We start from the raw sequence: 25331 nt of genomic DNA, 5'->3' as shown, positions 1-25331 counted from the left end.
CAATGCTGAAGCTTTCGGTACGCCTGCTGCGCCACCGCCTCGGCACCTCGGTGGCCACACTGGTCGCGCTCGCGGCCGGCGTCATGATCCTGATGACGTTGGCGGTCTTCATCGTCTCGGCCGCCGCCTACAAGCCCGATCCCGGTCGCTACGCCGCCATGGACGTCGTGGTCGCCCACCGCCAGGTCGAGATCGTCACCAGGGAGTTCGACGGCGAGAACTCGGTGACCACGGCTGCCCTGCCCGAGGGGACGGTACCCACCGATCTCGGCGACAAGCTTCGTGCCCTGCCCGGCGTCACCGAGGTGACGGCGTTTCCCGGGCCGACCCCGGACCGGGTCGCGGCGTTCGGCGTGAAGGGCGGCACGGTCGACGCCGTGAAGCGCCTCGCGAAAGAGAACGGCGTCGAGGCGTACGCGGGAGACGATCGCGGCTTCGCCGATCGCTCCGAAGCCGGTGACGCGCGGTCGTTCCTGATGGAGGCCGGTTCCGCCTTCGGCGGCTACGTGGTGCTGCTGATCGTCTTCGTGGTCACCGGCACGGTCGGCCTGGCCGTGCGGCACCGCCGCCGTGACCTCGCGCTGTTGCGGGCCATCGCCGCCACCCCGCGCCAGGTGCGCAGGCTGGTCATGGCCGAGAACGCGGTGCTGGCCCTGGCCGCGGCCGTGATCGGCGTGCCGGCTGCCCTGTTCGCCACCACCTGGGTGCACGACCAACTGGTCAGCCGCGGGTTCGTGCCCGAGGGCTTCCCCATCACGGGTCAGCCGCTCGCGGCCGCGGTCGCCGTCGTTCTGATTCTGCTCGTCGCCGTCGTCGCGGCCCGCATCGCCGCGCGCCGGGTCAGCCGGATCAAGCCGGCCGAGGCGCTCGGTGACATCGCGGTCGAGCCGCCGCGCGGCGGCAAGGTGCGGTTCGTGTCCGGCCTGCTCACCCTCGGTGCCGGTGGCGCCGCTACGGTGTTCGCGCTGGGTACGACCGGGATGGCCGCTCAGGCGTCGGCGATCGGGCTGCTTTATCTGTACGTCATCGCGGTCGCCCTGCTCGCTCCGTGGATCAACGCGCTCGCTGCTCGTGTGCTCGGCCCTCTGCTGCGTACGACCTGGGGTGTCTCCGGAAGTCTGGCCGTGGCGAACTTGCGGGCCAACGCCCGTGGCTCGGCCGCCGTGCTGACCGCGCTCGTGCTGGCCGTCGGGTTCGGCGGTTCGGTCTGGTTCCTCCAGAACAACCTGCAACGGCAGACCGTCACCCAGAGCCAGGACGGTATGAAGGCCGATTACGCGCTGGTGGGCTCGCTGCCGGCGGGAACGGCCGAGAAGATCCGCCGTACGCCCGGGGTCGAGGCCGCGACGGGTGTGCGGAACACGTCGGTGGTGGTGCCGATCTTCGACGGTGGCGAGCCGGCCACGGCCAAGGCGGTCGACGTGGACGGCCTGACCTCCACGATGGATCTCGGTGTCGACAAGGGCAGCCTCGAGGCGCTGAAGGGGAACAGTGTCGCCGTGTCCCAACTGCGGGCGGACTCGTCCGGCTGGAAGCTGGGATCTCCCGCTTCGCTGTGGCTGCCGGACGGACGTCAGGTCACGCTCACGGTGGTGGCGATCTATGACCGCGGGCTCGGGTTCGCCGACGTGCTGCTCCCCCGCGACCTCGTGGCCGGGCCGGACGACCAGGTGCTGATCCGCGGCAAGGCCGTTCAGATCCCGGGCGCCACGCTCGTGCCGGCGTCCGAGCTGACCGGGCAGCTGAGCCGCGATCTGGCCCTCAGCGCCTGGCTGAACAAGCTGCTCATCGGGGTGATGGTCGGCTATGCGGCGCTGGCCGCCGGCAACACGATGGTGATGGCGGCGCTGGCCCGCAAGCGGGAGCTGGCGGTGCTGCAACTGGCCGGGGTGACCCGCCGTCAGGTGCGGCGGATGGTGACCGCGGAACAGGTCGGGCTCCTCGGCGGCGCCCTCACCATCGGCGCCTTGATCGCGGCGGTGACGCTCACGGCTGTCGTGAACGCGCTGACCGGGAGCTTGCTCCCCTACGTACCGCCGATGGGCTGGGTCGTCGTTCTCGGTGGAGCGACGGTGTTGGCCCTGGTCACGACCATTTTTCCGGTACGTCGGCTGCTTCGCGTCCCGGCCGTTCATAACGCCGGAGTAAAGGAGTGAACACGGTGTGACCTGCGTTTCTCCAGTTTGAAGATCAGGTAGATCCCATTAGGTTAGGCTCACCTTTCCCTTTCACTGGAGTTTCTGATGCGTCTCCCGCTTGGCCGGCTCCTGCCGGTCGCCATCCTGAGCGCCGCGGTCGCCCTCGCGGGCTGCTCGACGACCGGCACCGAGGACTCCTCCGAGCCCGCCGCGTCGTCCTCGGCCGCCGCGCAGTTCCCGGTCACGATCCCGACGGCGTTCGGAGACGTGACGATCCCCAAGCAGCCCGAACGGGTGGTCGCGCTCGGGTGGAGTGACGCCGACGTCGCGCTCTCCCTGGGCGTGCAGCCGGTCGGGGCCAGCGACTGGCTGGCCTTCGGCGGCGACGGGCAGGGCCCGTGGAACGCCGGCAAGTACACGACCGCGCCGACCATCCTGGGCACGCTCGAGCTCGACATGGAGAAGGTCGCCGCGCTCAAGCCCGACCTGATCCTCGACACCCGCTCCAGCGGCGAGAAGACCCGGTACGACCAGCTGGCCAAGCTGGGCGTGCCGGTGGTCGACGTGCCCAAGGGCGGCGAGATGTACCTGACGAGCTGGGAGCAGCAGCTCGACATGATCGGCAAGGCGCTCGGCAAGCAGACCGAGGCGGCCAAGCTCAAGACCGACCTGGACGCCAAGTTCACCTCGACCGCCCAGGCCAACCCGTCGTTCAGCGGCAAGACGGTGAGCGCGATCGCCCGCACCGGCGACGGCTGGGGCGCGTACGTGACGGGCGACGGCCGGGTCGACTTCCTGGAGAAGCTCGGCTTCAAGAACGCCCCGAAGGTCGAGGCACTGAAGAAGGACAGCTTCTACATTCCGCTGTCGAACGAGCAGCTCGACCTGGCCGACGCCGACGTCACGGTGGTCTTCCTGATCCAGGCCACGCTCGACCAGGTCAAGAACGACAAGATCTTCCAGGCGGTTCCGTCGGTCAAGGCCGGCCACGTGGCCTACATGGACGACAAGGACATCTCGAACGCCTTCTCCAGCAGCTCGGTCGCCGGCCTCTCGTACGCCGTCGACAAGGTCACCCCGCTCCTGGCCAGCGCTCTCGGCTGACCTGGTGCCGGACGAAACCCGTCACCGTAGGGCCACCGTGCTCGCCACCGGACTGGTGGTGATCGCGGTGGCCCTCGCCGGTGCCGCCCTGCTGAGCCTGGTGGTCGGCTCCCGCGCCATCCCGTTCGACACGGTCATGCACGCCCTGGCCAACCCCTCCTCCTCGGCCCGCGACGATCTGATCGTCACGCAGTCCCGCGTTCCCCGTACGCTCGTGGGTCTGCTCGCGGGCGCGGCGTTCGGGCTGGCCGGGACGCTGATCCAGGGCGTCACCCGCAACCCGCTCGCGGACCCGGGAATCCTCGGTGTCAACGCCGGAGCGGGGCTTTTCGTGGTCATCGCGATCAGCGTCTTCAGCGTGACGACCCTGACCGGGTATGTGTGGTTCGGCTTCATCGGGGCGGCCATCACGTCGGTGCTGGTCTACACGATCGGCTCGGTCGGGCGCGGTGGAGCGACGCCGATCAAGCTGGCGCTGGCCGGGGCGGCGGTCACGGCGGCGCTGACGTCGTTCACGACGGCGGTGCTGCTCAACGACGTGGACACGTTCGACCAGTTCCGGTTCTGGCAGGTCGGGTCGCTGGCCAACCGGGGTTCGGATGTGGTCGTACAGTCGCTGCCCTTCCTGGCGATCGGCGCGGTGTTGGCGTTCGCGTCGGCGCGGGCGTTGAACGCGCTGGCCCTGGGCGATGACGTGGCCACCTCGTTCGGTCAGAACGTGCTGGTGGCGCGGTTGGTCGCGGGCCTGGCGATCGTGCTGTTGTGTGGCACGGCGACGTCGATGGCCGGGCCGATCGTCTTCATCGGGCTGATGATCCCGCACGTGGCCCGAGCGATCACCGGGCCGGATCACCGCTGGATGTTGCCGTATTCGATGCTCATGGCGCCGTTGCTGTTGCTGCTGGCCGACGTGCTGGGCCGCGTCGTGGCCCGGCCCGGCGAGGTACAGGTCGGCATCGTCACGGCGATCATCGGGGCGCCGGTCTTCGTGATCCTCGCTCGCCGGAAGAGGCTGGCCGAGCTATGAGCATCGTTGCCACCACTCGACGTCGGGAGTCTGCCCGAGCTCGCCGCGTCTCCATTGTGCTTTTTGTCGCCGTCGTCGCGATGTTCGCGTTGACCCTTTCGTATGGCGAGTTCCAGATCTCCCTGCCGGACGTGGTGCGCTCGCTGCTGGGGCTGCCGACGCCGGCCGGCGTGGACTACATCATGCACTCGCTGCGCCTGCCGAGGGCGTCGGTCGCGGCGTTGGCCGGCTTGGCGTTCGGGCTGGCCGGGGCGATCTTCCAGCAGCTGCTGCGCAACCCGCTGGCCAGCCCCGACGTGATCGGGGTGGCGCAGGGTGCGACCACGGCGGCGGTGCTGGCGGTGATGGTGGGCGGCTTCTCGGGGGTCGCGGTGTCGGCCATCGGCCTGGCCGGCGCGCTGGTCACGGCCATCTCGATCTACCTGCTGTCGTGGCGCAACGGTGTCGGCGGTTACCGCCTGATCCTGGTCGGGATCGGGGTGGGGACGGCGCTGACCAGCGTCACGTCGTTCATCCTGACCCGGTCGGACGTGAAGGTGGCGGCCGAGGCGCTGATCTGGCTGACAGGCAGTGTCAACGGCCGTACGTGGGCCCAGATTGTGCCCCTGTTTGTCGCTCTTATCGTTTTGCTGCCTCTCGCATTGATCCTCGGGCGCGCTTTGTCCGGAATGCAGCTGGGCGACGACCTGGCCAGAGCGTTTGGTGTACGGGTGGAGACGTGCCGCCTCGCGCTGCTGCTCACAGGCGTGTGCCTGGCCGGCATGGCGACGGCGGCGGCTGGTCCGATCGCTTTCGTGGCGTTCATGTCAGGACCGATTGCCGTACGCCTGGTGAGTGGCGGCCGTCCCGTGTTGTTGCAGGCCGGTCTGGTGGGCGCGCTCCTGGTCCTGGTGGCCGACTTCGCGGGCTCGCATCTGCTCGGCGACCGCGTCTACCCGGTCGGCGTCGTCACCGGCGTGATCGGCGCCCCGTACCTGCTGTGGCTGCTGGCCACATCGAACCGCACCGGCCGAGGAGGCTGACATGCAGGCCCCGTCAACTATTGCCGCCTCGTCGTTGTCCCTGGGCTACGGGGATCGAGCGGTCGTCCAGGACCTGACCCTGCCCATCCCGACGGGCAAGGTCACGATCATCATCGGCCCGAACGCCTGCGGAAAGTCGACGTTCCTGCGAGGGCTGGCCCGGCTGCTGCCACCGTCATCGGGCGCGGTGCTGCTGGACGGCAAGTCGATCCAGGAGACACCGAGCCGGGAGGTGGCCCTGCAACTGGGGATCCTGCCGCAGGGGCCGATCGCGCCGGACGGCATCACGGTGACCGACCTGGTAAGCCGGGGGCGTCACGTGCACCAAGGGTGGTTCCGTCGGTGGAGCAGCACGGACGACGAGGCGGTGACGGCAGCGTTGGAGGCAACGGGCACGCTGCCACTGGCCGCGCGGTCGGTGGACGAACTGTCGGGCGGACAGCGGCAGCGGGTGTGGATCGCGATGGCGCTGGCCCAGCGGACGGGCATCCTGTTGTTGGACGAGCCCACCACGTATCTGGACGTGAGTCACCAGGTCGAGGTGCTGGACGTGCTGACCGACTTGAACGAGGCCGAGGGCACCACGATCGTGATCGTGCTGCACGAGCTGAACTTGGCGTGCCGTTACGCCGACCACTTGGTGGTGATGAAGGACGGCGCGGTGGTCACGGCCGGCGCCCCGACCGAGGTCCTGACCGAGGAAATAGTCACCGACGTCTTCGGCATCCGCTGCCGGGTGGTTCCCGATCCCGTCTCGGACACCCCGATGATCGTCCCGATCGGCCGCCACCGAACGGCTTAACTGTGCAGATGGGACCTGCTGCCTTGCCTCGCCACCCGTGGCACAAGCTTCCGCCTGCTGTCCTCGAAGCTGTTGAGGCCCGCACCGGGCCGATCAAGCGGGCAATACCTGTCGAGGCAGGGTCGGTCTCCGACGTTGCGGTCGTTCTGGAGACGTACGACAGCCGGTTCTTCTGCAAGGGTGCCTCGAGCGACAACCCCAGAGGGTGGATGCATCGCAACGAGGCCCGCATCAATGCCTTTCTGCCTCCGCAAGTGCCGCGGTTGCAGTGGCAGGTCGAGACCGATGGCTGGCTGCTGCTCGGATTTGAGCACGTCCAAGGTCGCCATCCTGATCTGCGCCCGGGGTCGGCCGATCTGCCGGCGCTGGCGGCGACTCTGACGACGATGGCGGCAGCGCTCACGCCGAGTCCCGCGAAGAAGGTGCAGGCAGCTACCGCGCGCTGGGCTGATCGCATCGCGCCCGAGGTGGTCGACGGGGACACGCTCGTGCACACGGACGTCTCACCGCACAACTTTCTGGTGCATGACACGGGAGTGGCGATCGTGGACTGGTCGATGCCGTGCCGGGGAGCCGCATGGATCGACAGCGCACTGATGGTCGTCCGGTTGATCCGCGCCGGGCACTCCCCCGATCAGGCCGAAGACTGGGCAAACCAGATGCCGGCGTGGAGAACTGCCGACACAGAGGCGGTCGACGCCTTCGCCGCCGGCATCGCTTCCCTGAGCCGCGAACGACAGCTCCAACAGCCGTCGGTCGAACACCTCGGCCCTCTCGCCGACGCCGCGAACCGCTGGACCAGCCATCGGCAACAGCGCCCTCATGATTCGGCTCAAGCTCTAAGCACCTGGCCAGAAGTCTTGTCCGTAACCGGGTGGGAGCCAGGGTGAGGTCCAGGGTGCGGCGGTGGTGAGGTTCTGGGCGTCGGTGCGGTGTTGGAAGAACGCGTGGGCTTGGCGGATGCGATCGGCCATGGTCGCGGGAGCGGTGTTGGCGATGTGGTGTTTCATCGCGGCCCAGATCCGTTCGATCGGGTTGTCCTGGGGGCTGTAGCGGGCGCCGCGGATCAGTTGCAGGCGGGGGTGTTCGTCGAGCCAGCGCTGGGTGATGCCGGACAGGTGGGTGCCGCCGTTGTCGCAGATCACGGCCACTGTGGGCGCGTTGGGGTAGGCGTCGAGCAGTTGTTGCAGGAAGTAGCAGAACACCACGGACGCGTTCTTGACCGAGATGTGGTGGTGGACGGTGCCGGTGGCCAGGTTGATCGCGCCGTGCACGGTGCGGCGCAGGTTCTTGCCGGGGGTCATGACCCGGTGGCGCAGGCCGTGTGGCATCCAGCAAGCGCGGACGCGGGCGATCAGGTCGAGGTGGGTTTCGTCTTCGGCCAGCACGACTGATCCGGTGGGCAGTTTGGTGATCCGGTCGCGGATGTCGGCGCAGATCGTGTCGTGGTCGGGGTCGCTCTTGGCGATCAGGCGCGGGCGGGCCCAGCGGGCTTGCTCGCGTAGTCGGCGCCGCAAGGTGGACAGGCTGATCGCGGGACGGCCGAGGGCGCGCCAGAGGCGGCTGGTGGTCCAGGCTTTCGGGGTCAGCAGAAGCCGGTGGATGCGGTCGCCGAGGCGGTGGCTGCCTGTGCGGGGACGCCCGCAGCGGGGCCGGTCGGGCAGCCCTGCCAGGCCTTCGTGCTGGTGGCGGGTGATCCAGCGGCGCACGGTGACCGGGTCGTAGTGCAGCAGTTCGGCGATTTCGCCGGCGGACATGCCTGCCGCGGAGAGGATGACGATGACCATGCGGGTGGCGGTGCGCCAAGGGCCATGCAGGGCAGTAATCAGTTCGGTGTGTTGATGTGCGGACATGCGGGCGTAGACGTGCGCAGGGCGCATACTGACGGTGACCTCGTCGGGGGTTTCGGTCTGCTGTGGTAGCTGGATCCGAACCCACGACGAGGTTTTTACGTGGCTACGTCCCTCTTCCCGAGTGAGTTACGTACAGAACTTCTGAGCAGGCGCTTAGAGGTTTGAAACCGCCGGCGCCAAACCGCTGATCGAATCACAGGGAAGCTGGCTGCGCCCCTCTCAGAAGTAGTACGCGTGCGCGGTCGCTGGCGCGGCCCCCGCCCGGCGGTAGACGCGCATGATGGCGACGACCACCTCGATGAACAGCGGGACGTCCACGTCATCCGCCGATCCCGAGGGCTCCCCCACGGCCGCATCGAACAGCAGGTCGCATATGGGCCGGCCATGCTCGTCGGACGGCCGAATCCTCTGTCTCGGCACCTCGAACGTCACGAAACCGGTTCGTCGGCCGATCTCCCAGCGGTAGACCACCACATCCGCGCCGGGGTCGCTGTGCGCCCAGATACCCACCGAAGCAGCCATCCAGTTCCCCCTTCACGAAGACCCTGAGCATGCCAGAGCAAGTCTGTGAGATTCCTGGTCACAGCATTGAGGGGTACGGCCAATGGCCGTACCCCTCAATGCCCTATCCCCCAGATCAGCAGTAGAGGTTGCCGCCCGGCGTTACGCCGAGGATGGCGGTGAAGCGGTTGTAAGCGTCGACGCGGCTCTGGACCTGGGCCGGGTTGCCGCCGTTGCACTCCAAGGAACCGTTGATGGAGCGGATGGTCTCGCCGAAACCGCGGCCATTCACGATGGCGTCGTGCGGGGTCATGGTGCCGGGGCCGCGCTGGGTCATCCAGTACCAGACGGCGGTCTGGTAAGCCACGGACGATTCGTTCTTGACGCGGTCGGGGTTGTTCAACAGGTCGATGCCGAGGGCGTCGCCGGCCGCCTTGTAGTTGAAGTTCCAGCTCAGCTGAATGGGACCGCGGCCGTGGTAGGCGCTCTGGCCGGCCGGGCAGCCGTACGGCTGGTTGCGGTCGCAATAGAGCGGCCAGTTGGCCTGGTTGATTTCCTCGACGTAGACCAGGCCGCCGGACTCGTGGTTGACGTTGGCGAGGAAGGCCGCGGCCTCCTGCTTCTTGACCGTGTCACTGCCCGTGGTCGTAAAGGCCGGGAACTTCTTAATGGCGTCGATCAGACCGGCGTACGAGTAGAACGCGATCCGGTTCGGGAACATCTGGTTGAACTGGGCTTCACTGACCGGGAAAGACCCGGATCCGGTGGGCGGCGGAGTCGTGGTGCCACCTCCCGAGCAGCTGAACGGCGACCAGTACCAGGTGCTGATGACGGGATCGTAGCCCGGGTTTTCGTGCGAGGCCTTGTAGTACTGCCCGTTGGTGTATTTGACGATCGCACCGGCGGCGTAGTACTGCCCAGCGACCCAGTTCGGGTAGTTACAACTGCCGGTGGGTGGCGGAGTCGTACCACCGCCGCAGGCGCCGTTGTCGGCCCAGACGCCGGAGCCGCCCGTGCTGGGTGCTTCGCCTTGGGTCCACCACTTGGCGGTCCAGTTGTGCCCGTTGTAGGAGGCCCGCTGATTGCCGGTATAAACCGTCGAGCTGTTGTACGCCGCCACGCAGGCCTCAGCCGCGTTGGAAGCCGTCATGGGGATAACCGCGGCAGCAGCACCGGCCAGCGCAACGCCGACCGCGGCCACGATGGACAGAAGCCGTTTTCTGGGCATGGCAAACCTTCCGTACGTCGGGGAACGTACTGGCGCGAGGGGGATGAGTGGTACATCGACTCAACTAGATCCCACGCGCGGAAGTCAAGCCATCTGTAAACAAACCTCAAAGATTGCCCGAACTGCCCCGGGGAAAGCTGTCAGGCCGGGTTGACGATGCTGGTCAGCAGCTTTGTCGTGGCAGGGTCGGTGGAATAGAGGACCACGCCGCGCATGGCTCGGGTCAAGAGGACCCGGTACTGGTTGCGCACGCGGGCGGCTGCCGCCGGGTCTTTGCGGTGAAGGCTCACCAGCTTCTTGTACTTCGACTCCTCCATACGGACCGTCATTTCCTCGGCCTCGGAATCCCAGACGAGGTCGGGGCCGATGATGATGCCGCAACGGTCGAACTCGAAGCCTTGCGCGGTGAAGATGGAGCCGACCTGATCGGCGCCGCGAGGATCGTGAGCCCACGACGTGTCGCGAGGGTAGCCGTCGACGGGCCTGCGGAGGTTCCAGCGCCTGTGCCAGCCGCCGATGGTGATGTCGGTGGGGACGTCCTCAATTCTGACAGCGCCGACCGGTGGGGTGCTCCACTCCCAGCAGAAGCCGGCCATGAGGCGAGCCTTCTCGTTCTCGGAGTCAGCCAAGGTGAGCCGCTCCAATTCCTGGGGAGAAGTGGCTACCCGGACGGTGAAGTTGTCCTCGTCCCGCCAGACGGTGGGCTTGCCATCGACAAAGGCATCGACCCAGGCCTCGTACGCCTCGGAGCCGCCACTGCGGTGCTGTTCGCGCAACTCGAAGATGTCGAAGGAGGCGCCGGTGCGGTCGGCCACGCTCATGGCTTCGTCGATCGTGACGAAGTCTCGGTAGGTCGAAGCCTGGTCCTCGTCGATGAAAAGGACCAGCACCTTCGCCGACTTCTTCAACTCGAAGATCTGGGTGGTGTGGTCGGCCTCGAGTTGCTGCTGCAACGCGCGGGGATTGGCATGGCCGGTACGGACCGTGTACTGCTCCAGGCGGTGCGCCTCGTCGACGATCAGCAGGTCGAGCGGATAGCGCCAGCGGGAGCTGTCCCAGTACGTACGAGCCGAAGTAATCAGCTCCTTCGCGGGAGCGTTGAAGGTCGAGCGGAAATTCGCTGACTTCTGCAGAGCCTCACGCAGAGAGCCGGAATTCGTGGCGTACGTGACCTGGCGCCGGGCATGCGCATTGGCGCCGAGCAGGTGCATCGCGATCCAGGTCTTGCCCGTTCCGGGACCGCCCTTGACGACGAATACGGCCTGGTTGCGGTCGGCTGTGGGGCTCATCGCGTCGGAGACCGCGTTCTGGATCTCGGCGAAGATGCGGTACTGCTCGTCGGTGAGCGGGTATCGGTCCGGGTCAGTGAAAATTGTGGCGGCGGCCTCCAGCAGAGCGGGGCCCTGCTCGTAGTGCCCGTCCATGAGCCGGTCTTTAGCGGCAGCGCCCGGACGCGCCGGGTCGAAGAGACTGAGGAGAAGTTCGAGGAATCGCCGCCGGCCCACACTGTCGCCGCTGAACGTGCCGGCGGCCCGCTGTTGACCCGCCGTCCGCAACGTCTCGATAGAGGCTTCCGTAGCGTTGTGCAGGTATGCCACGCCTTCAATCGTCACCTCGGCCTCGTCGTGCATGCCGGAGGTGTAGTTGCGAATGAACTGCGCATAGGCTGCTGCCTGGTCATAGGGGTGACGAGGCGTTTCGTAACGCGCGCCCGTGCCGGTGACCTGCTCGCGGAGAGAGTCCCAGACAGCCTGCGCCCACTGTTTGAGCTCGATGACGAGATAGACCGGTCGCCCATCGTGGCCGAAGCCCATCAGAACGGCGTCCGCACGCCTGGCACCGGCATGGAAAGGCTTGAATTCGACGGCGATGGAGAGCCGGGCCAGGCCGGCATCATGCAGCAGATCGGCCAGGGCGGGAAGACTCGCCGCCCACGACGCGGTTTCGCCACGGTCGTGTACGGGACGATTGTTATTGAGCTTCGTGACGAGGGCTTGAATGGTGTGCGGTCGAGTCGACTCGTAGAAATCCTGGACCGAACCTGCGTAACCCTCGCGGCGCACGAGGCCCCCCTCAGCCGATGTCCCGTGCCGGACACCGTAAGAAGGGGTTGATTAGGCAAATGACTAGCGAACGAACCGCTAGTGTCCGCGCGACAAGGCTAGGGCCGGATTTTCGCGGCCGAGCCGCGAGCGGCCTCGACTGTATAGCGGCGCGCGGAATCGGTGAGCTTGTCGTTCGCCGCGTCGGCAAGGTTGATGCCGAGGACGTCGGCCAGGCGTGTCAGGTAAATCATGACGTCGCCGATTTCGGCGCGGACCCGTGGGCCGAGCTCGGGATCATCCATCACCGTGCGCGATTGCTCGGGGGTCAGCCATTGCAGCTCGGCCAGCAATTCGCCGACCTCGCCGGCGAGAGCCATCGACAGGTTTTTCGGGGTATGGAACTGCTCCCAGTTGCGCTCGACGGCGAAGGCCCGCACGCGCTCGGTCAGGTCGCCGAGTTCCCCATTTGTCGCCACTCGCAGCAGCCTACGTGCCGGTTGGCCGGAGTAGCCCGTTAGAGGCAGCTCTGGCTGCACGACCCGTCATGCCGTAACGTGGCGTGATCGATGCGTTGTGTGATCGCGCGTCTCAGTGGAGGTGTCTCGGACGGTGGACATCGACTCCCAGTGGTGGGATACGGCAACGTTCGAAGGCCGCCCCATCAATCAGCATCTCGCGGATCGAGATGTCTCCGCTGCTCTGCGATTTCTCCGGGCCCGTGGATTCTCGCGGGCGCGGCTCGCGGGGCTGACCGGGCTGTCGGAGACGCGGGTTCGGCAGATCGCACAGGGACGCCAGCGTGTCACCTCGTTCGAGGTCTTGGAGCGCGTTGCGGACGGGCTCCGCATTCCGCGGCCATACCTTGGCCTTGCCGCCTCAGCGGAGACTCCGCAGATCGGCTTCACCGACCCTGATCTGCGGGATTCCTGGGACGCTCTGCTCGGTGTGCTGAACGGCCGAAGCAACATGCTCGGCTGTGCCGGTCTTCGTCGTCCAGCGGAAGGGCAGTGGCGGCTCATCACCGCTGCGCGGGTTGCCGCTACCGGACGGCAACGGTCGCGCTTGATGAGCCTGGAGGCGCATTGGGCGGAATTCCTCAGTTGGATCGAGGCGAATGGAACGCGGCCATCGCGTGCCGGGCTGCTGCTGGACGAGGCATACGCATTGGCTGTCGAGGCCGGTGATCAGCACCTGGCGGCGTACATCTTGATGCGTAAGAGTCAGCAGGCGCTGGATGAAGGTGATGCCGCACGCGCCGGCGGGCTCGCGCAACAGGCTGGGGAAACGCCCAAGCTGCCGCCTCGCACCTCGGCGCTCTGTCTGATCCGCGAGGCCGAGGCGCACGCTCTCGCGGACGATGCGGTCGCCAGCAGGGAAAGCATCAATCGTGCCCACCGCTTTGTCGCGCAGCCCACCGATGCGGTCGATCACCTCGGTGGGCATTGCTCGGCCGATTACGTGCGCGCGAGCGAGGCGCGCTGTCGTCAAATGCTCGGCGAGAGCGCCGCCGCTTCGAAGACGTACGAAGAAGTTCTGGCCGCATGGCCGCCGGACGGACGCCTCGATGAGGGCCTATGGCGCGCTGACCTGGCGTTGGCATATCTGGACGAAGGCGAATCGGAACGTGCGGCGCATGAGGGACTGGCCGCGGTTCGCATCGGCGGGGCGACGTCTTCGGCGCGTACGCTCCGGGCCGTGGGGCGTCTGCTGCCGCGGTTGCGCCGTCATCGGGAATTGGCCGTGTTGCCTCAATTGACTCAGGCACACGGCGCGGCGCTCGCGGGCTGCGACGATTGATCCATGAATTTGCTGCCGGCTACGACCAGTGACGACGAGGGACGGCGTGCCGCTCGCGTCGCGGTGCTGCCCGTCGGGAGTTTCGAGCAGCACGGCGACTACCTGCCTCTCGCGACCGACACCGTGGTCGCCTGCGCGATCGCGGAGCGCATGGCGGCGACGTACGACCTGTTTCTGCTTCCTCCGGTGACGATCTCCTGCTCGCACGAGCACAGCGCCTGGCCGGGAACGGTGAGTATCAGCCACACCACGCTGGCGGCCGTGATCACCGATGTGTTCGCTTCGCTGCGACGGTCGGGAATCGAGCGGCTCGCCCTGGTCAACGGGCACGGCGGCAACTACGTCCTGAGCAATGTCGTTCAGGAGGCCAACGTCGGCGGGCCGGTGATGACGCTGTTCCCCGCTCGGGACGACTGGGACGCTGCCCGCCAAGCGGCGGGCCTGACAAGTGACGGCCATGCCGATATGCATGCCGGCGAGCTGGAGGTTTCGATCCTTCGGCACGTTGCGCCTGAGCTGCTCCGCGAGGGTGTCGAGACGTCCGATCATCTTGCCGACAATCGGAAACTGCTGCTCGTACGGGGTATGGCGGGATACACGCGGACGGGCGTGATCGGCGTTCCGTCGGCCGGATCAGCCGACAAGGGGCGGGCGGTCCTCGAAAGTCTGGTCGGCACCTTCAAGGAACATCTGGACGCGCTGATCGCGGCACACTGAGTGGCATGCCGACGTCCTGGCGCGAAGCAACCAATCTGGTCGCGATAGACCTGGAGGGCAGCGGTGCTCAGGACGGCGACGACGAGGCCATCCTCGAGATCGCCGCCGTACGGCTCATCGGCGGCCGACCGGACACGGCAACTGCCTACTCGACCTTGATCGACCCGGGGCGGCTGATTCCCGCACGTCCCTGGATCTCGCCTGGCTTGGCTGGCACCGCGCTCGCAGGCGCACCAGCCCTTGAGGCAGTCGGTCCTCAGCTGGCTCGCCGGATCAACGGCGCCTACCTGATCGGACACAACGTGGGCGTGGACTGGCGCCTACTGCACCGCCGAGTTCCGCAGATCAGCGTGACCGGGCTCGTTGATACCCACCGCCTGGCCAAGACGCTGCCCGGCAAAGGGAAGTACGGCCTGGCCCATCTGCTTGCCCGCTTCGGGCTCACCGACGCGGTCAATGCCGCTGCGCCGCAGAGCCGACCGCATCGCGCGCTCTGGGACGCCGTCGGCGCCGCCCTTCTCCTCGACACCCTCGTACAGCGGCGATGGCCCCGCGATCCAAGCGTTGACGAGCTACTGAGCACGACGACGCGTAAGGGCGATCCGGAGTCGCAGGCGACGCTGTTCGAGTAAGCCCGAGGGGTCCGTGCTGGACCCCCAGGCTGGCTCTACCGACCACGCCTACGGAACGGGATCCTGTGATCGCCGAACCTGAACCAGGGGGCTCTCGGCGCTGGCAGCCTTAGGTGGCCAGCGCCGGGTTAAGAGCGGGGTGGAAGGGCGACGACGACATGCTTCTACCAGCTGCGGTGATCGCCGCATCGATGGTCGGTTTCCTCGCGGGCCTGCTGGCGTTCCGGAAATGCGAGCAGTTCTGCCCTGACCATGGCATCACGAAGACCTGCTCGATCTGCCAGCGTCAGAGTGCGAGGGAGGGCCGGTCCAATGAGCTTCGTTCTCCACCTCAAGCTGGACGTCGATGATGCTGCACGAGCGGCTCAGCTCTCGCGGCATTTCCTGCGCCTGATGCATGGCGTCTTTCCCGAGATCGACACCGCTTCGAGCCTGGTGGTCGAGGACGGGGAACAGCCGTCACAGGCTTTTCTCTTCTGCGGTCGAGCGCTCCCTCGCGGCGAACATTGCATGCAGCCGACGGATCACGGCGGCGGACACTCACCTGAGTGGACGGTGAGATAGCAGATATGCTGCCGAGGGTGACGAGAAGATCGCTCGGCGTTGCCGTTGTGGGATTCGGGTGGATGGGGCGAGTGCATACGCAGGCGTATGCGCGGGTGCCTCACCACTTCTCGGATGTGCCGGGGATTCGCCTCGTCACGGTGGCGGACGACGTGCCGGGGCGGGCCGAGGCGGCCTCCGGGCGGTACGGCTTTGAGCGCTCGACGGAAAGCTGGCGTGACCTCGTCGACGACCCTGAGGTCGAAGCCGTCAGCATTACCGCACCCAACTTTCTGCACCGGGAGATGGGTGCCGCCTTCGCGGAAGCCGGCAAGCACATCTGGATCGAGAAACCGGTTGGGCTCACCGCGGATGACGCCAGGGCAATCGTCGGGGACGTACACGTAGCCGTCGGATTCAACTACCGCAACGCGCCCGCAGTGGAACGAGCCAAGGAACTCATCGCCGACGGAGCGATCGGGGACGTCACCCACGCTCGGTTCCGGTTTCTCAGTGACTACGCGGCCCACCCGGATGGCGCGCTGAGCTGGCGGTTCGAGCGGGCCCGCGGCGGCAACGGAGTGCTGGGCGATCTGGGCGCCCACGGCGTAGATCTCATCCGCTATCTGCTCGGAGAGATCAGCGAACTCATCGCCGACACAGCCATCTTCATCCCGGAGAGACCCCGACCGACGGCAGCCACCGCTGGCCACGAGCGCGGCAGCGGCGAGCCCGGCCCTGTAGAGAACGACGACTACTTCGGGAGCCTTCTACGGATGTCCTCGGGAGCTCGCGTCATCCTCGACTGCAGTCGGGTCGCCGTCGGCGAGCAGAACAGCTACGGCTTCGAAATCCACGGCACCCATGGCGCCCTCATCTGGGACTTCCGCCGCATGGGCGAACTGCAAGCCGCCCTCGGCGACTCGTACCAGGACGAGTTCATCAAGGTGGAGTTCGCTCGCCCGCAAGACGGCGACTTCGGGGCCTTCCAGCCGGGCGCCGGCATCCCCATGGGCTACGACGACCTCAAGGTGATTGAGGCGGCTCGCTTTCTGCGGTCGATTGCGGACGGCAAGGCGTACGGGGCGACGCTCGCCGACGCCATCCGCAGCGCCGAAGCCCTAGACGCGATGGAGCGCTCAGCCACCACCCGAGGCTGGATCACTCTCTGACCAGGTGACGCCGGAACCATTCGACGGCCAGCTTGTCGACTGCCGCAGCGTGCGGAGTCTGTGGCGCCGGCTCCGTTCCCGGTTCGAGAGCCAGCGCGTGCGCCATATTCGGCACGACCTTCCAGTCGACGGTCGCGCCGGAAAGGGCGTCCACGGCCGCGCCCACCGGCTTCAGGATGGCGTCGGGCATGTCGTCCGCGCCCGTGATGAAGCGGATGGCGGCGTCCGATATGTCACCTGAGCGGGCGACGAAGTCGAGCCGGGAAGCGACGGCCGTGGAAGCGGAACTCCACGTGTAATTCTGGCCATGAATGGCGGCCACGCCGTCGATCGTGTCGCGCAGTCGCACCACGGGATTCACCAGGACAGCGGCGTGCGCGGCGAAGCCGCTTTCGGCCATCACCAACTGGGCCACCGCGCCGCCCGCCGAGCCGCCCATCAGGCCTATCGGTACATCTGAGGCGATGCCGGCTTCGCGGCGGATCGCGGCCAGCGCTGACGGAAACTCGGCGAGCGCATTCACGGCGATGTACTGATATACCTCCAGGACTGCGTCCTCCGCCAGCAGTCGCCAGAGTTCTTCCTCGTCGTCCGTCGGAAGCGGCAGACGCAGATAAATCTTCCAGGCGTCGAGGCCATCGAGAGGCAGCGCGGCGGCGAAAGCCTGAGGCGTCCGCGGCGCGTCGAGCAAGTGATAGGCGACCACGACCGGTGCGTCGGGGCGTGGACCGTCCGCGGGCGGGAGCACTACGTGCGGGACCATGCCTTCGAGGCTAAGCCACGCGGAACTCTCCGAAGCCCGGCACGATCAGGTCGGCGCGGCGCCATGGCTGGTCGGCCAACAGGAATGGGATTTCCTCGGCCATCCACTCGTCCCATTCGCGCTCGGCGTCTTCCTGGGACAAGCCCTTCTCGGCCAGGTCCCGCTTCAATCCCTGGGCGCGCGCCGCGTCGAAATCGGTCTGCACCCACACGGCGACGTCGATATACCGGGCGAGTTCGCGGCGCGAAGCGCCGACTCCTTCGACGATGACAGCGGGGGCAGAGGCAGGGACAAAGATTTCCCCTGTACGCCCGTGCGAAGCCCACCCGGGAGGCGTGAAGTGCACGTCCTGTCCGGCCCGGAGCGGCTTCAGAATGCCGTCGATCATCGCTTCGGCCCAGTCGAAACGGGAATGCCACCAGGCCACGTCGTCCGTGTGTACGACTGCTGCGCCTTCAACAAAGGCGGCCAAAGATGACGCGAAAGTGGTCTTGCCGGAACCGCCTCGGCCGTCGACGGCTATGACCCGTGGGCCGGAACCACGTGAGAAACCGTCGTCGAGAAGCGCTTCGACGACGGTTTCCATGCTTTCGGCCAGCCACGGGTCGGCCGCCGGTTCGCCCGGCCCGGGAAACATGCCCCGAGGCTACCTGGATCAGCCAAATCTGCCGTTTACGTAGTCGGCCGTGCGCGGATCGTCGGGGGCGCCGAACATGCGGTCGGTGGGCCCGGACTCGACGATGTGGCCGGGCTGGCCCTGTTCGGCCAGGAAGAACGCGCACTGCTGCGACACCCGGGCCGCCTGCTGCATGTTGTGGGTGACGATCACGATGGTGACCTCGTCGGCCAGCTCGTGGATGGTCTCCTCGATGCGGCGCGTGCTGGTCGGGTCGAGGGCCGAGCACGGCTCGTCCATGAGGAGCACCTGTGGACGTACCGCAAGCGATCTTGCAATGCAGAGACGCTGTTGCTGACCGCCGGAAAGAGCCCCGCCGGGCCGGCGAAGCCGGTCATGAACCTCGCGCCACAGGCCGGCCTTGGTGAGGCACTCCTCGACCAGGCCGTCCTTCTCGCTGCGGGAGGCCCTCGTGCCGGTCAGGCGGAGACCGGCCACGACGTTGTCGTAGATCGACATCGCGGGGAACGGGTTCGGCTTCTGAAAAACCATGCCGATCTTCTTGCGGGCGTCGACGACCTTGACGCCGGTGTCGTAGATGTCGTCGCCGCCGAGGCGTACTTCCCCTGCTAGGGAGGCACTCGGGATGAGTTCGTGCATGCGGTTCAGGATGCGCAAGAACGTCGATTTGCCGCATCCGGACGGGCCGATCAGGGCGGTCACCATACGCGCGGGCATGGCCAGCGAGACCCGGTCGAGCACCTTGTGGTCGCCGAACCAGGCGGACACCGACTCGGCCTCGAGCGCCATCGCATCGGTGACAGCGGGCAGAAACGCGGTGGTCTCAGTCATCAGAGTTCCTTAGAGGAGATTCGGCAGAAGACGGGCACATTCACCAGCCACGAGTACGCCCAGAAGCCCCAGAACGGGCACACCGATGAGCCACCCGTGCCAGCGGCCCAGCCGGCGGCGCAGCCAGGTGACGCTGAGCGCGGCGGCGACGAGCAGTTGCCCCCACAGCACGAGCGGCACCAGGGCGATCGGGTCGATCTCCATGACCTGCTCCGGCCTGGGCAGCATCTGCGAACCGACCGCCACCGGCGACGTCTCCTGCACGTCAGACGTCTGTTTGGCGTCGACGCGAAGGACATCTTGCGGGAGGTACGCCTGTCCGTCCGCCGTGGTCAGAGTCAACCGGCCGGCGCCCTGCTCGAGAGCGGGCGGCGCCAGCTCGCCGGCGCGGCGGACACCGATGACCTCGTACGAAATCTCGCCCTGCCCGGTCGTCACGGTGACCTTGTCGCCACCCTGCAATTCGCCAATACGGGCAAAAGGCCCGCCGTACGCCGCCCGCCGCCCCATGAGCACACTGACGCCGGCCTGCCCGGGTAGGGCGGAGTCACGGCGATGACCAGGACCGCTTTTGAGTACGCCACCAGTGGTCCCCTCGAAGACGACCTCGTTCACGTCGATGGCGGGAATCGTGACGACGGCGATGGCGGTGCCGACCGGAAGCGGCTTGCCGTCGACGGCGTGGCTGACCGGGGCGGTGGCCTGGGCGAGGGCGGCGCGGAAGTTGGCGTACGCGACCTTCTGCGCCCGGGCGTGCGAGAGCTCGCCCAGCACGGTCATCTGCCCGGCGAGCCCCAGAAGCACGACGGCGAGCAGAGAAAGCGACGTGCCGAAGAGATGAAGAGCCGATCGTTGTGTACGTCGTTGCGGCGTGACCGGCTGCTGACGCGGTCCCGGAGGTGGCGCCATGACCGGCGGCACCGAGCGCGGCGGTTCCAGAGGAGGCGCGGGCGTCGGCGGGGCGAGGGGAATCGCCGGCGTGTCGACCGAAGTGGGCGGAGCCTCCGTCGGCGCGGCCACCGTAGGTGCGGCAGTCACGGTGTCCAGAACGGGCGCGGTGTCCACGGCAGGCGCGGTGTCCACGGCAGGCGCGGTGTCGACGGCGGGCGCGGTGTCGACGGCGGGCGCGGTGTCGACAGCTGGCGCGATGTCGATCGCCGGGGCCGGCGTGCCGATGGTGACTACCACTGGGGTTCACGTCCGTAGTTGCCGGTGCTGGCGACGATGACCGCGCCGAGCAGGATGAAGAGGACGCCGATGGTCACCAGGACGGGAGTGGACGAGCCCGTGATGGGCAGGGTCTCGGCTGAGGCGACCGGGGACTTGCTGGTGGTCGGCGTGGTGGTGACCGGGGCGACGACCGCGGGAGTGGTGGCCTCCGGGGTTTCCGGCGCGGGAGTCGTGGCCGTCGGGGACGGGGACTCGGTCTCCGTGGGGGCCGGGTCCGTCGGCTCGGTGGTCGGCGAAGTGGTCGGCGGGGTGGTCGGCGGCGTCGTGGGAGGCGTGGTCGGGCCGGTGGTTCCGCCGGGGCCGGTCGTGTAGGTCATCAAGGCCGGGTCTTCGGCCGTCGGCGCGGCGGTGAAGGTGACGGTGGCCGTGAAGGAGGCCTTCGGCTCGAGCTCGAACATGTCCACGCAGTTCACGGCGATCTGGTAGTCGCCGGCGGAGATGACCGTGCCGAGCTCGGTGGCCACGTCGCGGAAGCTCAGGCCCAGCTGGACATCGAAGCCGTCGGTGGTGGAGAAGTTGACGTCCTGCGTCGGCGTGATGGCATATCCGTCGGCGAAGGCGCCCGGACCCGTGATGATCGCGGCGTATCCGTCGGTGGTCTCGGGGCAGCCGGCCGAGGTGTGCACCTTCGGCGCGAGGATGTCGGTGCCCGTGGCCGGTTCGAAGGCGAGGCTCCCGGCCGCGTCGGCCGCGGCGGCGGACGCCGGGTCGGCTGCGGCGGCGGGCGCCTGCATCGCCAGGGCCGCGACGCCGGCGACGACGAACGCGACGCCAGTGGTGTAACGCAACACGTCTTGCTCCTTCGTTTAACGGGTGGCGGTGCGCCGGCCGGAACGGCGCCCCACCTCGAACGCGGCCAGAACAGCGGCAACGGCGCCGACGACCCAGCCGACCGGCAGACCGTCCTTCGCGGGCGACGCGGCGGCCGCGGTCTCGCCCACGGGAACAGAAGACTCCGATGCGGCTGGCTCGGACACCTCGGCGGCGCCTGAACCAGAGGCCCCGGCGGTGCCGGACGCGGAGTCAGGGCCAGGAACTGCCACGGCGCCGGAGCCAGAGGCTGAACTGGGCGTAGGACCGGAAGCTGCTCCGGCTGCCCGATACTTCGTTGGGGACGTGAAGGTCAGGGAGCCCTTGAACTCGGCGAACTTCGTGCCGGCGAACGAGTCGACGCAGAAGACGCTCACGTCGTAGCGGCCGGTCAGCGTCGTGTGGTTGTCGGTGGCGAAGTCCTTCATCGTCTGTGCGAAGTAGACGTCGAAGCCGCTCGTGTACGACATGCCGGCCGCCGTCGGCGCGGTCACGGTCAGACCCTCGGCGGGGAAGCCGTGGCCGCGCGCCTGCGCATAGTAGGAATCCGCGCTTTTCGGGCAGGGCGCGGTCGTGCGCACCACAATGGCAGCGGTGTCGATGCTCGCCGGCGGCTCAAAGGAGAGACCGCCGGGCGAAGAAGCGCCGGGCGAAGAGAGACCGAGCGACGGGACACCGGGCGACGAGAGGGCGCCGGGCGCAGCGAGCACGAAGGCGACCGCGAGGCTAAGCACGGCGTCGCCAACGTCGTACGCCGTAACGGGCGCCGACCAGAGCCGCCAACCCGAAGATGATCGCGAGCAGCACCCACGGCATCGCCCAGAAGCCTCGGTCTCGGGAGACCGCGGTCAACGGCAGTTTCTCGTCGCCGGGCTGGGCCAGCGGGTCGGCGTGTACGGTGCCGGTCAGCCAGAACGCCGGCAGCGCGCCCTTGACCTCGGCCACCACGTCCACCGCGTCGCCGGGCAGGATTTCGGCGGCCTGCGCAATGGCGGGTGCCTTGCGCTCGGAACCCCAGATCGTCCGTACGGTCACCTGCTGCTTGGCGCCCAACCGGACATTCCCGGTGTTGCGGACCTTGTACGTCAGCGTGGTGCGGCCCTTACCGAAGGGGTTGCGGTTGAGGTGGTACTTGGCGGTGAGGCCCTCGACCGTGAGGCGCGGTTCGAGGGCGCCGCTCACCCGCAGATAGATGCGGGCGCCGACGCGCTTGTCGACCGCGACCTTGTTGCCCTGGGCGTCGGTGCCGCTCGTGGCGAGCGTGGCCACGATGCCGGCCGCGTGGTCGCCGGGCGACGCCGTCGTGGGGACGTGCAGGCTGAACGGGACCACCACGTGGCTGCGGGCGGCGACCTTCACCGAGGTTTTCGACATCTTCACCCAGGAGCCCGCGTCGTCGGCCTTCTTGCCGCCGGCCAGCAGGTCGAAGGCGCCGTTGCTCGAAGTGAAGGCGTCGCTGGCGTACACACGAAGGGTCAAAGGCTGTGGGCCGGGATTGGAGATCTCGACCTGGTCGTTGAAGACGCCGCCCGGAGTTGCGGCATAAGCGAAAGTGGGCCGATCGTCCGGGCCGGTCTTGCCGGTCGGGCGGACACCGAAGGTGGCGCGCCCCGAGCCGCCCGAATTGTCACCGGGCGCGGCGGCCGCGGGGGCGCTGCACAGCAGCACGCCGAGCAGGGCCGTCGCCGCTATAGCACGACGCATGAGTACGCCTCCAGGGTTTTCCACAGTGGTGGGTTGTCCACAGTTGGCCCGCACGGGCTTTCGAATTTCGGGAGGATGGCCCTCTAGGTTGGGGGTCCCCCTGGGAGGGCGGGCGCGTGGTGGGGAGCGGGGTGGTGCGGGAGCGGGCAAGGCCCACCCCCGCACCGGGTGATCAGATGGCGGTGATGGTGAGCGTGGCGGAGTAGGTGCCCGCCACCGTCGACGTCGGGGCCTGCAGGGCCACGTCGGCGTTCAGGTGGGCGGTGCCCACGCCGGCGCCGGCCGCGGCCGTGGCCAGGGTGCGGCTCGAGGCCAGGCCGTTGCCCGACGGGGCCGAAGCTCCGGGGGCGATCGCGTTGGCCGGGTCGACCTTCGCGCCGGCCGTGACCGTCTGGACGTCGGCCTTGTCGACGACCTTCGGGGTCCAGCCCAGGTTCGCGGCGTTGATCTCGTGGCCGGAGCCGTCCTTGAAGTCGGACACCTGGCCGGCCACGTTCCAGCCGAGGTTGCCGGCACGGGTGTCCGTCACCGTCAGCTGGTTCAGCGTGCCGCCCGTGGTCAGCTTGGACGCGTCCGAGGTCAGGGCCGGGTTCGGCAGGACGACCGCGTCGTTGCTGGCCACGCTGATGGTCAGGGCGCCGCTCTCGACCGTCGTGGAGATGGTCTGCGAGGCGTTGGCGCCGGCGAACGGCTTGACGTTCAGGTTGACCGCCGGGGACTCCGAGCCGGTGTAGGCGCCCGAGTTGGCCGGCACGAAGCGGGCCGTGAACGCGTGGTCGCCCGCGCCGAGGCTGCTCGTGGTGAGGGTGGCGGCGCCGCCGGAGACGGTCACCGGGGCGCCGATGTTCTGGCCGCCGTCGGTGAACTGCACCTTGCCCGCGGCCGCGGACGGGGTGACCGTGGCCGCGAGGGTGACGGCCGTGTACTGCTCGACCGGGCCGCTCGGGCTGACCGACAGCGCGGTCGTGGTCGCGACGGCCTGCGGGGCGTTGACGACCACAGTGGAGGCGGTCGACGCCGAACCGGAAACGCCGGCGGTGGACGACGAGAACACCGCGGTGATCGAGTGCGAGCCCGCCGTGAGCGCCGACGTCGTCAGGACCGCCTTACCGCCGGAGACGGCCACGGCCGCGCCGAGGTTCGCGGAGCCGTCCTTGAACTGCACCGTGCCCGCGGCGGTGGCCGGGTCGATCGTGGCCGTGAGGGTCACCGAGGCGCCGGCGTCGACCGGGCCCGACGGCGAGACGGCCAGGGTGGTCGTCGACGGCGTGGACGCGTTCGGGTCGGTCGTCGTGTACGAGGTGGGGCTGGTGAAGTAGAAGGTGCCGGTGAAGGTCGCCTTCACCTCCAGCGAGAAGCTGTCCACGCAGTTGACGACGAGGGGGTACTCGCCGGCCACGATCGTGGTGCCGAGCTCGGTCGCGGCGTCGGCGAAGCTGAGGCCCAGCTGCACCGGGAAGCCCTGCGTGGTGGAGAAGCTCGGGTCCTGGGTCGGCGTGATGGCGTAGCCGGACGCGAAGGCGCCGGGGCCGCTCAGGATGGCGTTGTAGGCGTCCGAGTCGGTCGGGCAGCCGGCCGAGGTGTTGACCTTCGGCGCGAGCAGGTCGGTGCCGGTGGCCGGGTCGGCGGTCCAGGTTCCGGCCGGGCCGGCAGCGTGGGCGGCGGTGCCGAAGGAGAGGGCCGCGACCGAGGCCACTGCGGCGCTGATGACAAATTTCTTCATGACGAGGCCTCTCACGGCGTCTTGAGGGAGGTGTCGCCACACGCCGAGTGCGGGGCGAAGCCGTACTTCTTGATGGTGTTGACGTTGGCGCAGACCTGGGAGGTCGAGCCGACGAAGACGCTGGCGTACGAGGCGTCGGAAAGCTTGTTGCTCGGGATGACGTTGTAGACGTCGCGCGACATCGTCGAGGCGGTGTTCAGCACGGTCGGCGCGATGCCGTCGAGCTGGCCCAGCACGACCTTGCCGTGCACGTCGGGGACGACCGCGGTGGTCTGCGCCAGGAACTGCGCGATCGAGTACGGCGCGATCTGCTTGGCGTCGGTCAGCAGCGTGCCGTTGTTCTCCTGCAGCGGCTTGCCGGTCGAGTCGACCTCGCCGATGCAGGTGTGGTTGGCCTGCTGGGTGAAGTTGGCGGCGTCGGTGAAGCCCAGCGACTTGAGGAAGAAGCTGCGCGTGCCCGAGCCGTACTGGGGAAGCAAGGGCTTGTAGTTGGCGCCGGCGCCGCAGTTGTAGATGGTGGTGAGCTGCGCCTTCGAGAGCTTGCGGGAGATCAGGCTCTCCCCGCGGACGGCGTAGGTGACCGCGTCCACGCCGAAGGGAACATAGGTCAAGTTCTTTCCGGCGTACGACGACGCGTTGTTACTGGAGGAGCGAGCGAAGTCCACGCAACCGTTCGCCGCGTCGAGCGAGGCGACGAGGGCGGTGACACCCGCGCCGGAGCCGGAGGGCCGGGGCAGGGTGCAGTTGGCGGCCTTGGTCTGGATGTTGGCCGAGCCGAACGCGTCGTAGGAGGCGATCAGCTTGGTGCCGGAACCGTCGACGACGATCTCGGACAGGCCGTTCATCACGCCCTCGGTGGTGTCGGAGCCGACGCCGGCGAGGGTCCGGTAGGTGGGCGTGCCGGTGGGGTCGGCCTGCGCCGGCGTGGCGGTGAAGGCGAGCACGCCCACCACCCCGACGCCGACGACAGCCAGGAACCTCTTGTTCACTGCGGCTATCCTTTTCTCTGCGATGGCGCGTCCGGGCTGGTGCCCGGCCGCTACCGGCAGCGC

The 25331-nt window shown here is 68.0% G+C and carries 25 protein-coding genes; 11 read left to right on the top strand and 14 right to left on the bottom strand.

Features of this window, described 5'->3' with window-relative positions; translation table 11 throughout:
* Positions 1 to 2: 2 nt before the first annotated feature.
* From ACQP2X_RS02975 to ACQP2X_RS02950, 6 genes are all read left to right on the top strand, one after another.
* Positions 3 to 2156, top strand: coding sequence for an ABC transporter permease (locus ACQP2X_RS02975; protein ID WP_498694189.1), 2154 nt, complete (start codon positions 3 to 5; stop codon positions 2154 to 2156).
* Positions 2157 to 2243: 87 nt separating this feature from the next.
* Positions 2244 to 3242: an iron-siderophore ABC transporter substrate-binding protein gene (locus ACQP2X_RS02970; protein ID WP_498694188.1), complete on the top strand. Its 999-nt coding sequence runs from the start codon at positions 2244 to 2246 to the stop codon at positions 3240 to 3242.
* A 4-nt stretch (positions 3243 to 3246) separates the two neighbouring features.
* Positions 3247 to 4269 (top strand): FecCD family ABC transporter permease, encoded by a 1023-nt coding sequence (locus ACQP2X_RS02965; RefSeq protein WP_498694186.1) that lies wholly within the window; start codon positions 3247 to 3249, stop codon positions 4267 to 4269.
* Between the two features lie 80 nt (positions 4270 to 4349).
* Complete coding sequence (locus ACQP2X_RS02960) at positions 4350 to 5291, top strand: FecCD family ABC transporter permease (RefSeq protein WP_498700780.1); 942 nt, start codon at positions 4350 to 4352, stop codon at positions 5289 to 5291.
* A gap of 1 nt (position 5292) precedes the next feature.
* Entirely contained in the window at positions 5293 to 6093 is an 801-nt protein-coding gene (locus tag ACQP2X_RS02955) for an ABC transporter ATP-binding protein (protein ID WP_498694185.1), read from the top strand.
* A gap of 8 nt (positions 6094 to 6101) precedes the next feature.
* Positions 6102 to 6983, top strand: coding sequence for a phosphotransferase (locus ACQP2X_RS02950; protein WP_498694182.1), 882 nt, complete (start codon positions 6102 to 6104; stop codon positions 6981 to 6983).
* Here ACQP2X_RS02950 and ACQP2X_RS02945 read toward each other — a convergent pair.
* From ACQP2X_RS02945 to ACQP2X_RS02925, 5 genes are all read right to left on the bottom strand, one after another.
* Entirely contained in the window at positions 6933 to 7973 is a 1041-nt protein-coding gene (locus ACQP2X_RS02945) for an IS630 family transposase (protein ID WP_498692329.1), read from the bottom strand. The genes ACQP2X_RS02950 and ACQP2X_RS02945 overlap by 51 nt on opposite strands.
* Before the next feature lie 192 nt (positions 7974 to 8165).
* A complete protein-coding gene (locus ACQP2X_RS02940; protein ID WP_498694181.1) occupies positions 8166 to 8468 on the bottom strand; it encodes a hypothetical protein in 303 nt (100 codons plus the stop codon).
* A 115-nt stretch (positions 8469 to 8583) separates the two neighbouring features.
* A complete protein-coding gene (locus ACQP2X_RS02935; RefSeq protein WP_498694180.1) occupies positions 8584 to 9675 on the bottom strand; it encodes a glycoside hydrolase family 19 protein in 1092 nt (363 codons plus the stop codon).
* 140 nt (positions 9676 to 9815) lie between these two features.
* Positions 9816 to 11738: a DNA/RNA helicase domain-containing protein gene (locus ACQP2X_RS02930; RefSeq protein WP_498694179.1), complete on the bottom strand. Its 1923-nt coding sequence runs from the start codon at positions 11736 to 11738 to the stop codon at positions 9816 to 9818.
* Positions 11739 to 11836: 98 nt separating this feature from the next.
* Positions 11837 to 12196, bottom strand: a complete 360-nt coding sequence (locus tag ACQP2X_RS02925; protein ID WP_498694178.1) for a nucleotide pyrophosphohydrolase — start codon at positions 12194 to 12196, stop codon at positions 11837 to 11839.
* Between the two features lie 133 nt (positions 12197 to 12329).
* Between ACQP2X_RS02925 and ACQP2X_RS02920 the strand changes: the two genes are divergently transcribed.
* From ACQP2X_RS02920 to ACQP2X_RS02900, 5 genes are all read left to right on the top strand, one after another.
* Positions 12330 to 13517, top strand: a complete 1188-nt coding sequence (locus tag ACQP2X_RS02920) for a helix-turn-helix domain-containing protein (protein WP_498694176.1) — start codon at positions 12330 to 12332, stop codon at positions 13515 to 13517.
* 3 nt (positions 13518 to 13520) lie between these two features.
* Positions 13521 to 14234 (top strand): creatininase family protein, encoded by a 714-nt coding sequence (locus ACQP2X_RS02915; protein ID WP_498694175.1) that lies wholly within the window; start codon positions 13521 to 13523, stop codon positions 14232 to 14234.
* 5 nt (positions 14235 to 14239) lie between these two features.
* Complete coding sequence (locus ACQP2X_RS02910; protein WP_498694173.1) at positions 14240 to 14866, top strand: 3'-5' exonuclease; 627 nt, start codon at positions 14240 to 14242, stop codon at positions 14864 to 14866.
* 312 nt (positions 14867 to 15178) lie between these two features.
* Positions 15179 to 15430: a hypothetical protein gene (locus ACQP2X_RS02905; protein WP_498694171.1), complete on the top strand. Its 252-nt coding sequence runs from the start codon at positions 15179 to 15181 to the stop codon at positions 15428 to 15430.
* Between the two features lie 17 nt (positions 15431 to 15447).
* Positions 15448 to 16581 carry a Gfo/Idh/MocA family protein gene (locus ACQP2X_RS02900; RefSeq protein WP_498694170.1) on the top strand — a complete coding sequence of 378 codons (1134 nt, stop codon included), beginning with the start codon at positions 15448 to 15450 and terminating at the stop codon, positions 16579 to 16581.
* On the opposite strand, the gene ACQP2X_RS02895 is transcribed toward ACQP2X_RS02900, so the two are convergent.
* The 9 genes from ACQP2X_RS02895 to ACQP2X_RS02855 form a co-directional block, all read right to left on the bottom strand.
* Positions 16571 to 17344 carry an alpha/beta hydrolase family protein gene (locus tag ACQP2X_RS02895; RefSeq protein WP_498694168.1) on the bottom strand — a complete coding sequence of 258 codons (774 nt, stop codon included), beginning with the start codon at positions 17342 to 17344 and terminating at the stop codon, positions 16571 to 16573. The genes ACQP2X_RS02900 and ACQP2X_RS02895 overlap by 11 nt on opposite strands.
* 10 nt (positions 17345 to 17354) lie before the next feature.
* A complete protein-coding gene (locus ACQP2X_RS02890) occupies positions 17355 to 17981 on the bottom strand; it encodes a uridine kinase family protein (RefSeq protein WP_498694167.1) in 627 nt (208 codons plus the stop codon).
* Between the two features lie 18 nt (positions 17982 to 17999).
* Positions 18000 to 18812: a phosphate ABC transporter ATP-binding protein gene (locus tag ACQP2X_RS02885; protein ID WP_498694166.1), complete on the bottom strand. Its 813-nt coding sequence runs from the start codon at positions 18810 to 18812 to the stop codon at positions 18000 to 18002.
* 9 nt (positions 18813 to 18821) lie between these two features.
* Entirely contained in the window at positions 18822 to 20000 is a 1179-nt protein-coding gene (locus tag ACQP2X_RS02880; RefSeq protein ID WP_498694165.1) for a sortase, read from the bottom strand.
* Positions 19994 to 20833 carry a hypothetical protein gene (locus tag ACQP2X_RS02875; protein ID WP_498694164.1) on the bottom strand — a complete coding sequence of 280 codons (840 nt, stop codon included), beginning with the start codon at positions 20831 to 20833 and terminating at the stop codon, positions 19994 to 19996. The genes ACQP2X_RS02880 and ACQP2X_RS02875 overlap by 7 nt, the downstream gene beginning before the upstream one ends.
* Before the next feature lie 15 nt (positions 20834 to 20848).
* On the bottom strand, positions 20849 to 21346 hold the full coding sequence (locus ACQP2X_RS02870; RefSeq protein WP_498694163.1) for a hypothetical protein: 498 nt from the start codon (positions 21344 to 21346) through the stop codon (positions 20849 to 20851).
* A 232-nt stretch (positions 21347 to 21578) separates the two neighbouring features.
* Complete coding sequence (locus tag ACQP2X_RS02865; RefSeq protein WP_498694162.1) at positions 21579 to 22556, bottom strand: WxL protein peptidoglycan domain-containing protein; 978 nt, start codon at positions 22554 to 22556, stop codon at positions 21579 to 21581.
* 172 nt (positions 22557 to 22728) lie between these two features.
* Entirely contained in the window at positions 22729 to 24279 is a 1551-nt protein-coding gene (locus ACQP2X_RS02860; RefSeq protein WP_498694161.1) for an Ig-like domain-containing protein, read from the bottom strand.
* Between the two features lie 11 nt (positions 24280 to 24290).
* Entirely contained in the window at positions 24291 to 25268 is a 978-nt protein-coding gene (locus tag ACQP2X_RS02855) for a hypothetical protein (protein ID WP_498694159.1), read from the bottom strand.
* Between the last annotated feature and the right edge of the window lie 63 nt (positions 25269 to 25331).

Source organism: Actinoplanes sp. CA-131856, assembly GCF_050956135.1.
Classification (GTDB): domain Bacteria; phylum Actinomycetota; class Actinomycetes; order Mycobacteriales; family Micromonosporaceae; genus Actinoplanes.
Note: the sequence above shows the minus strand (reverse complement) of the source record. Positions and strands in the feature narration are given on the sequence as shown.

What these genes read in the sequence shown, in the direction of transcription:
- ACQP2X_RS02975 (WP_498694189.1), top strand. Translation starts at nt 3, where the DNA reads ATGCTGAAGCTTTCGGTACGCCTGCTGCGCCACCGCCTCGGCACCTCG.
- ACQP2X_RS02970 (WP_498694188.1), top strand. Translation starts at nt 2,244, where the DNA reads ATGCGTCTCCCGCTTGGCCGGCTCCTGCCGGTCGCCATCCTGAGCGCC.
- ACQP2X_RS02960 (WP_498700780.1), top strand. Translation starts at nt 4,350, where the DNA reads ATGTTCGCGTTGACCCTTTCGTATGGCGAGTTCCAGATCTCCCTGCCG.
- ACQP2X_RS02955 (WP_498694185.1), top strand. Translation starts at nt 5,293, where the DNA reads ATGCAGGCCCCGTCAACTATTGCCGCCTCGTCGTTGTCCCTGGGCTAC.
- ACQP2X_RS02950 (WP_498694182.1), top strand. Translation starts at nt 6,102, where the DNA reads ATGGGACCTGCTGCCTTGCCTCGCCACCCGTGGCACAAGCTTCCGCCT.
- ACQP2X_RS02945 (WP_498692329.1), bottom strand. Translation starts at nt 7,973, where the DNA reads ATGCGCCCTGCGCACGTCTACGCCCGCATGTCCGCACATCAACACACC.
- ACQP2X_RS02940 (WP_498694181.1), bottom strand. Translation starts at nt 8,468, where the DNA reads ATGGCTGCTTCGGTGGGTATCTGGGCGCACAGCGACCCCGGCGCGGAT.
- ACQP2X_RS02935 (WP_498694180.1), bottom strand. Translation starts at nt 9,675, where the DNA reads ATGCCCAGAAAACGGCTTCTGTCCATCGTGGCCGCGGTCGGCGTTGCG.
- ACQP2X_RS02915 (WP_498694175.1), top strand. Translation starts at nt 13,521, where the DNA reads ATGAATTTGCTGCCGGCTACGACCAGTGACGACGAGGGACGGCGTGCC.
- ACQP2X_RS02910 (WP_498694173.1), top strand. Translation starts at nt 14,240, where the DNA reads ATGCCGACGTCCTGGCGCGAAGCAACCAATCTGGTCGCGATAGACCTG.
- ACQP2X_RS02905 (WP_498694171.1), top strand. Translation starts at nt 15,179, where the DNA reads ATGAGCTTCGTTCTCCACCTCAAGCTGGACGTCGATGATGCTGCACGA.
- ACQP2X_RS02895 (WP_498694168.1), bottom strand. Translation starts at nt 17,344, where the DNA reads ATGGTCCCGCACGTAGTGCTCCCGCCCGCGGACGGTCCACGCCCCGAC.
- ACQP2X_RS02890 (WP_498694167.1), bottom strand. Translation starts at nt 17,981, where the DNA reads ATGTTTCCCGGGCCGGGCGAACCGGCGGCCGACCCGTGGCTGGCCGAA.
- ACQP2X_RS02885 (WP_498694166.1), bottom strand. Translation starts at nt 18,812, where the DNA reads ATGACTGAGACCACCGCGTTTCTGCCCGCTGTCACCGATGCGATGGCG.
- ACQP2X_RS02865 (WP_498694162.1), bottom strand. Translation starts at nt 22,556, where the DNA reads ATGCGTCGTGCTATAGCGGCGACGGCCCTGCTCGGCGTGCTGCTGTGC.
- ACQP2X_RS02860 (WP_498694161.1), bottom strand. Translation starts at nt 24,279, where the DNA reads ATGAAGAAATTTGTCATCAGCGCCGCAGTGGCCTCGGTCGCGGCCCTC.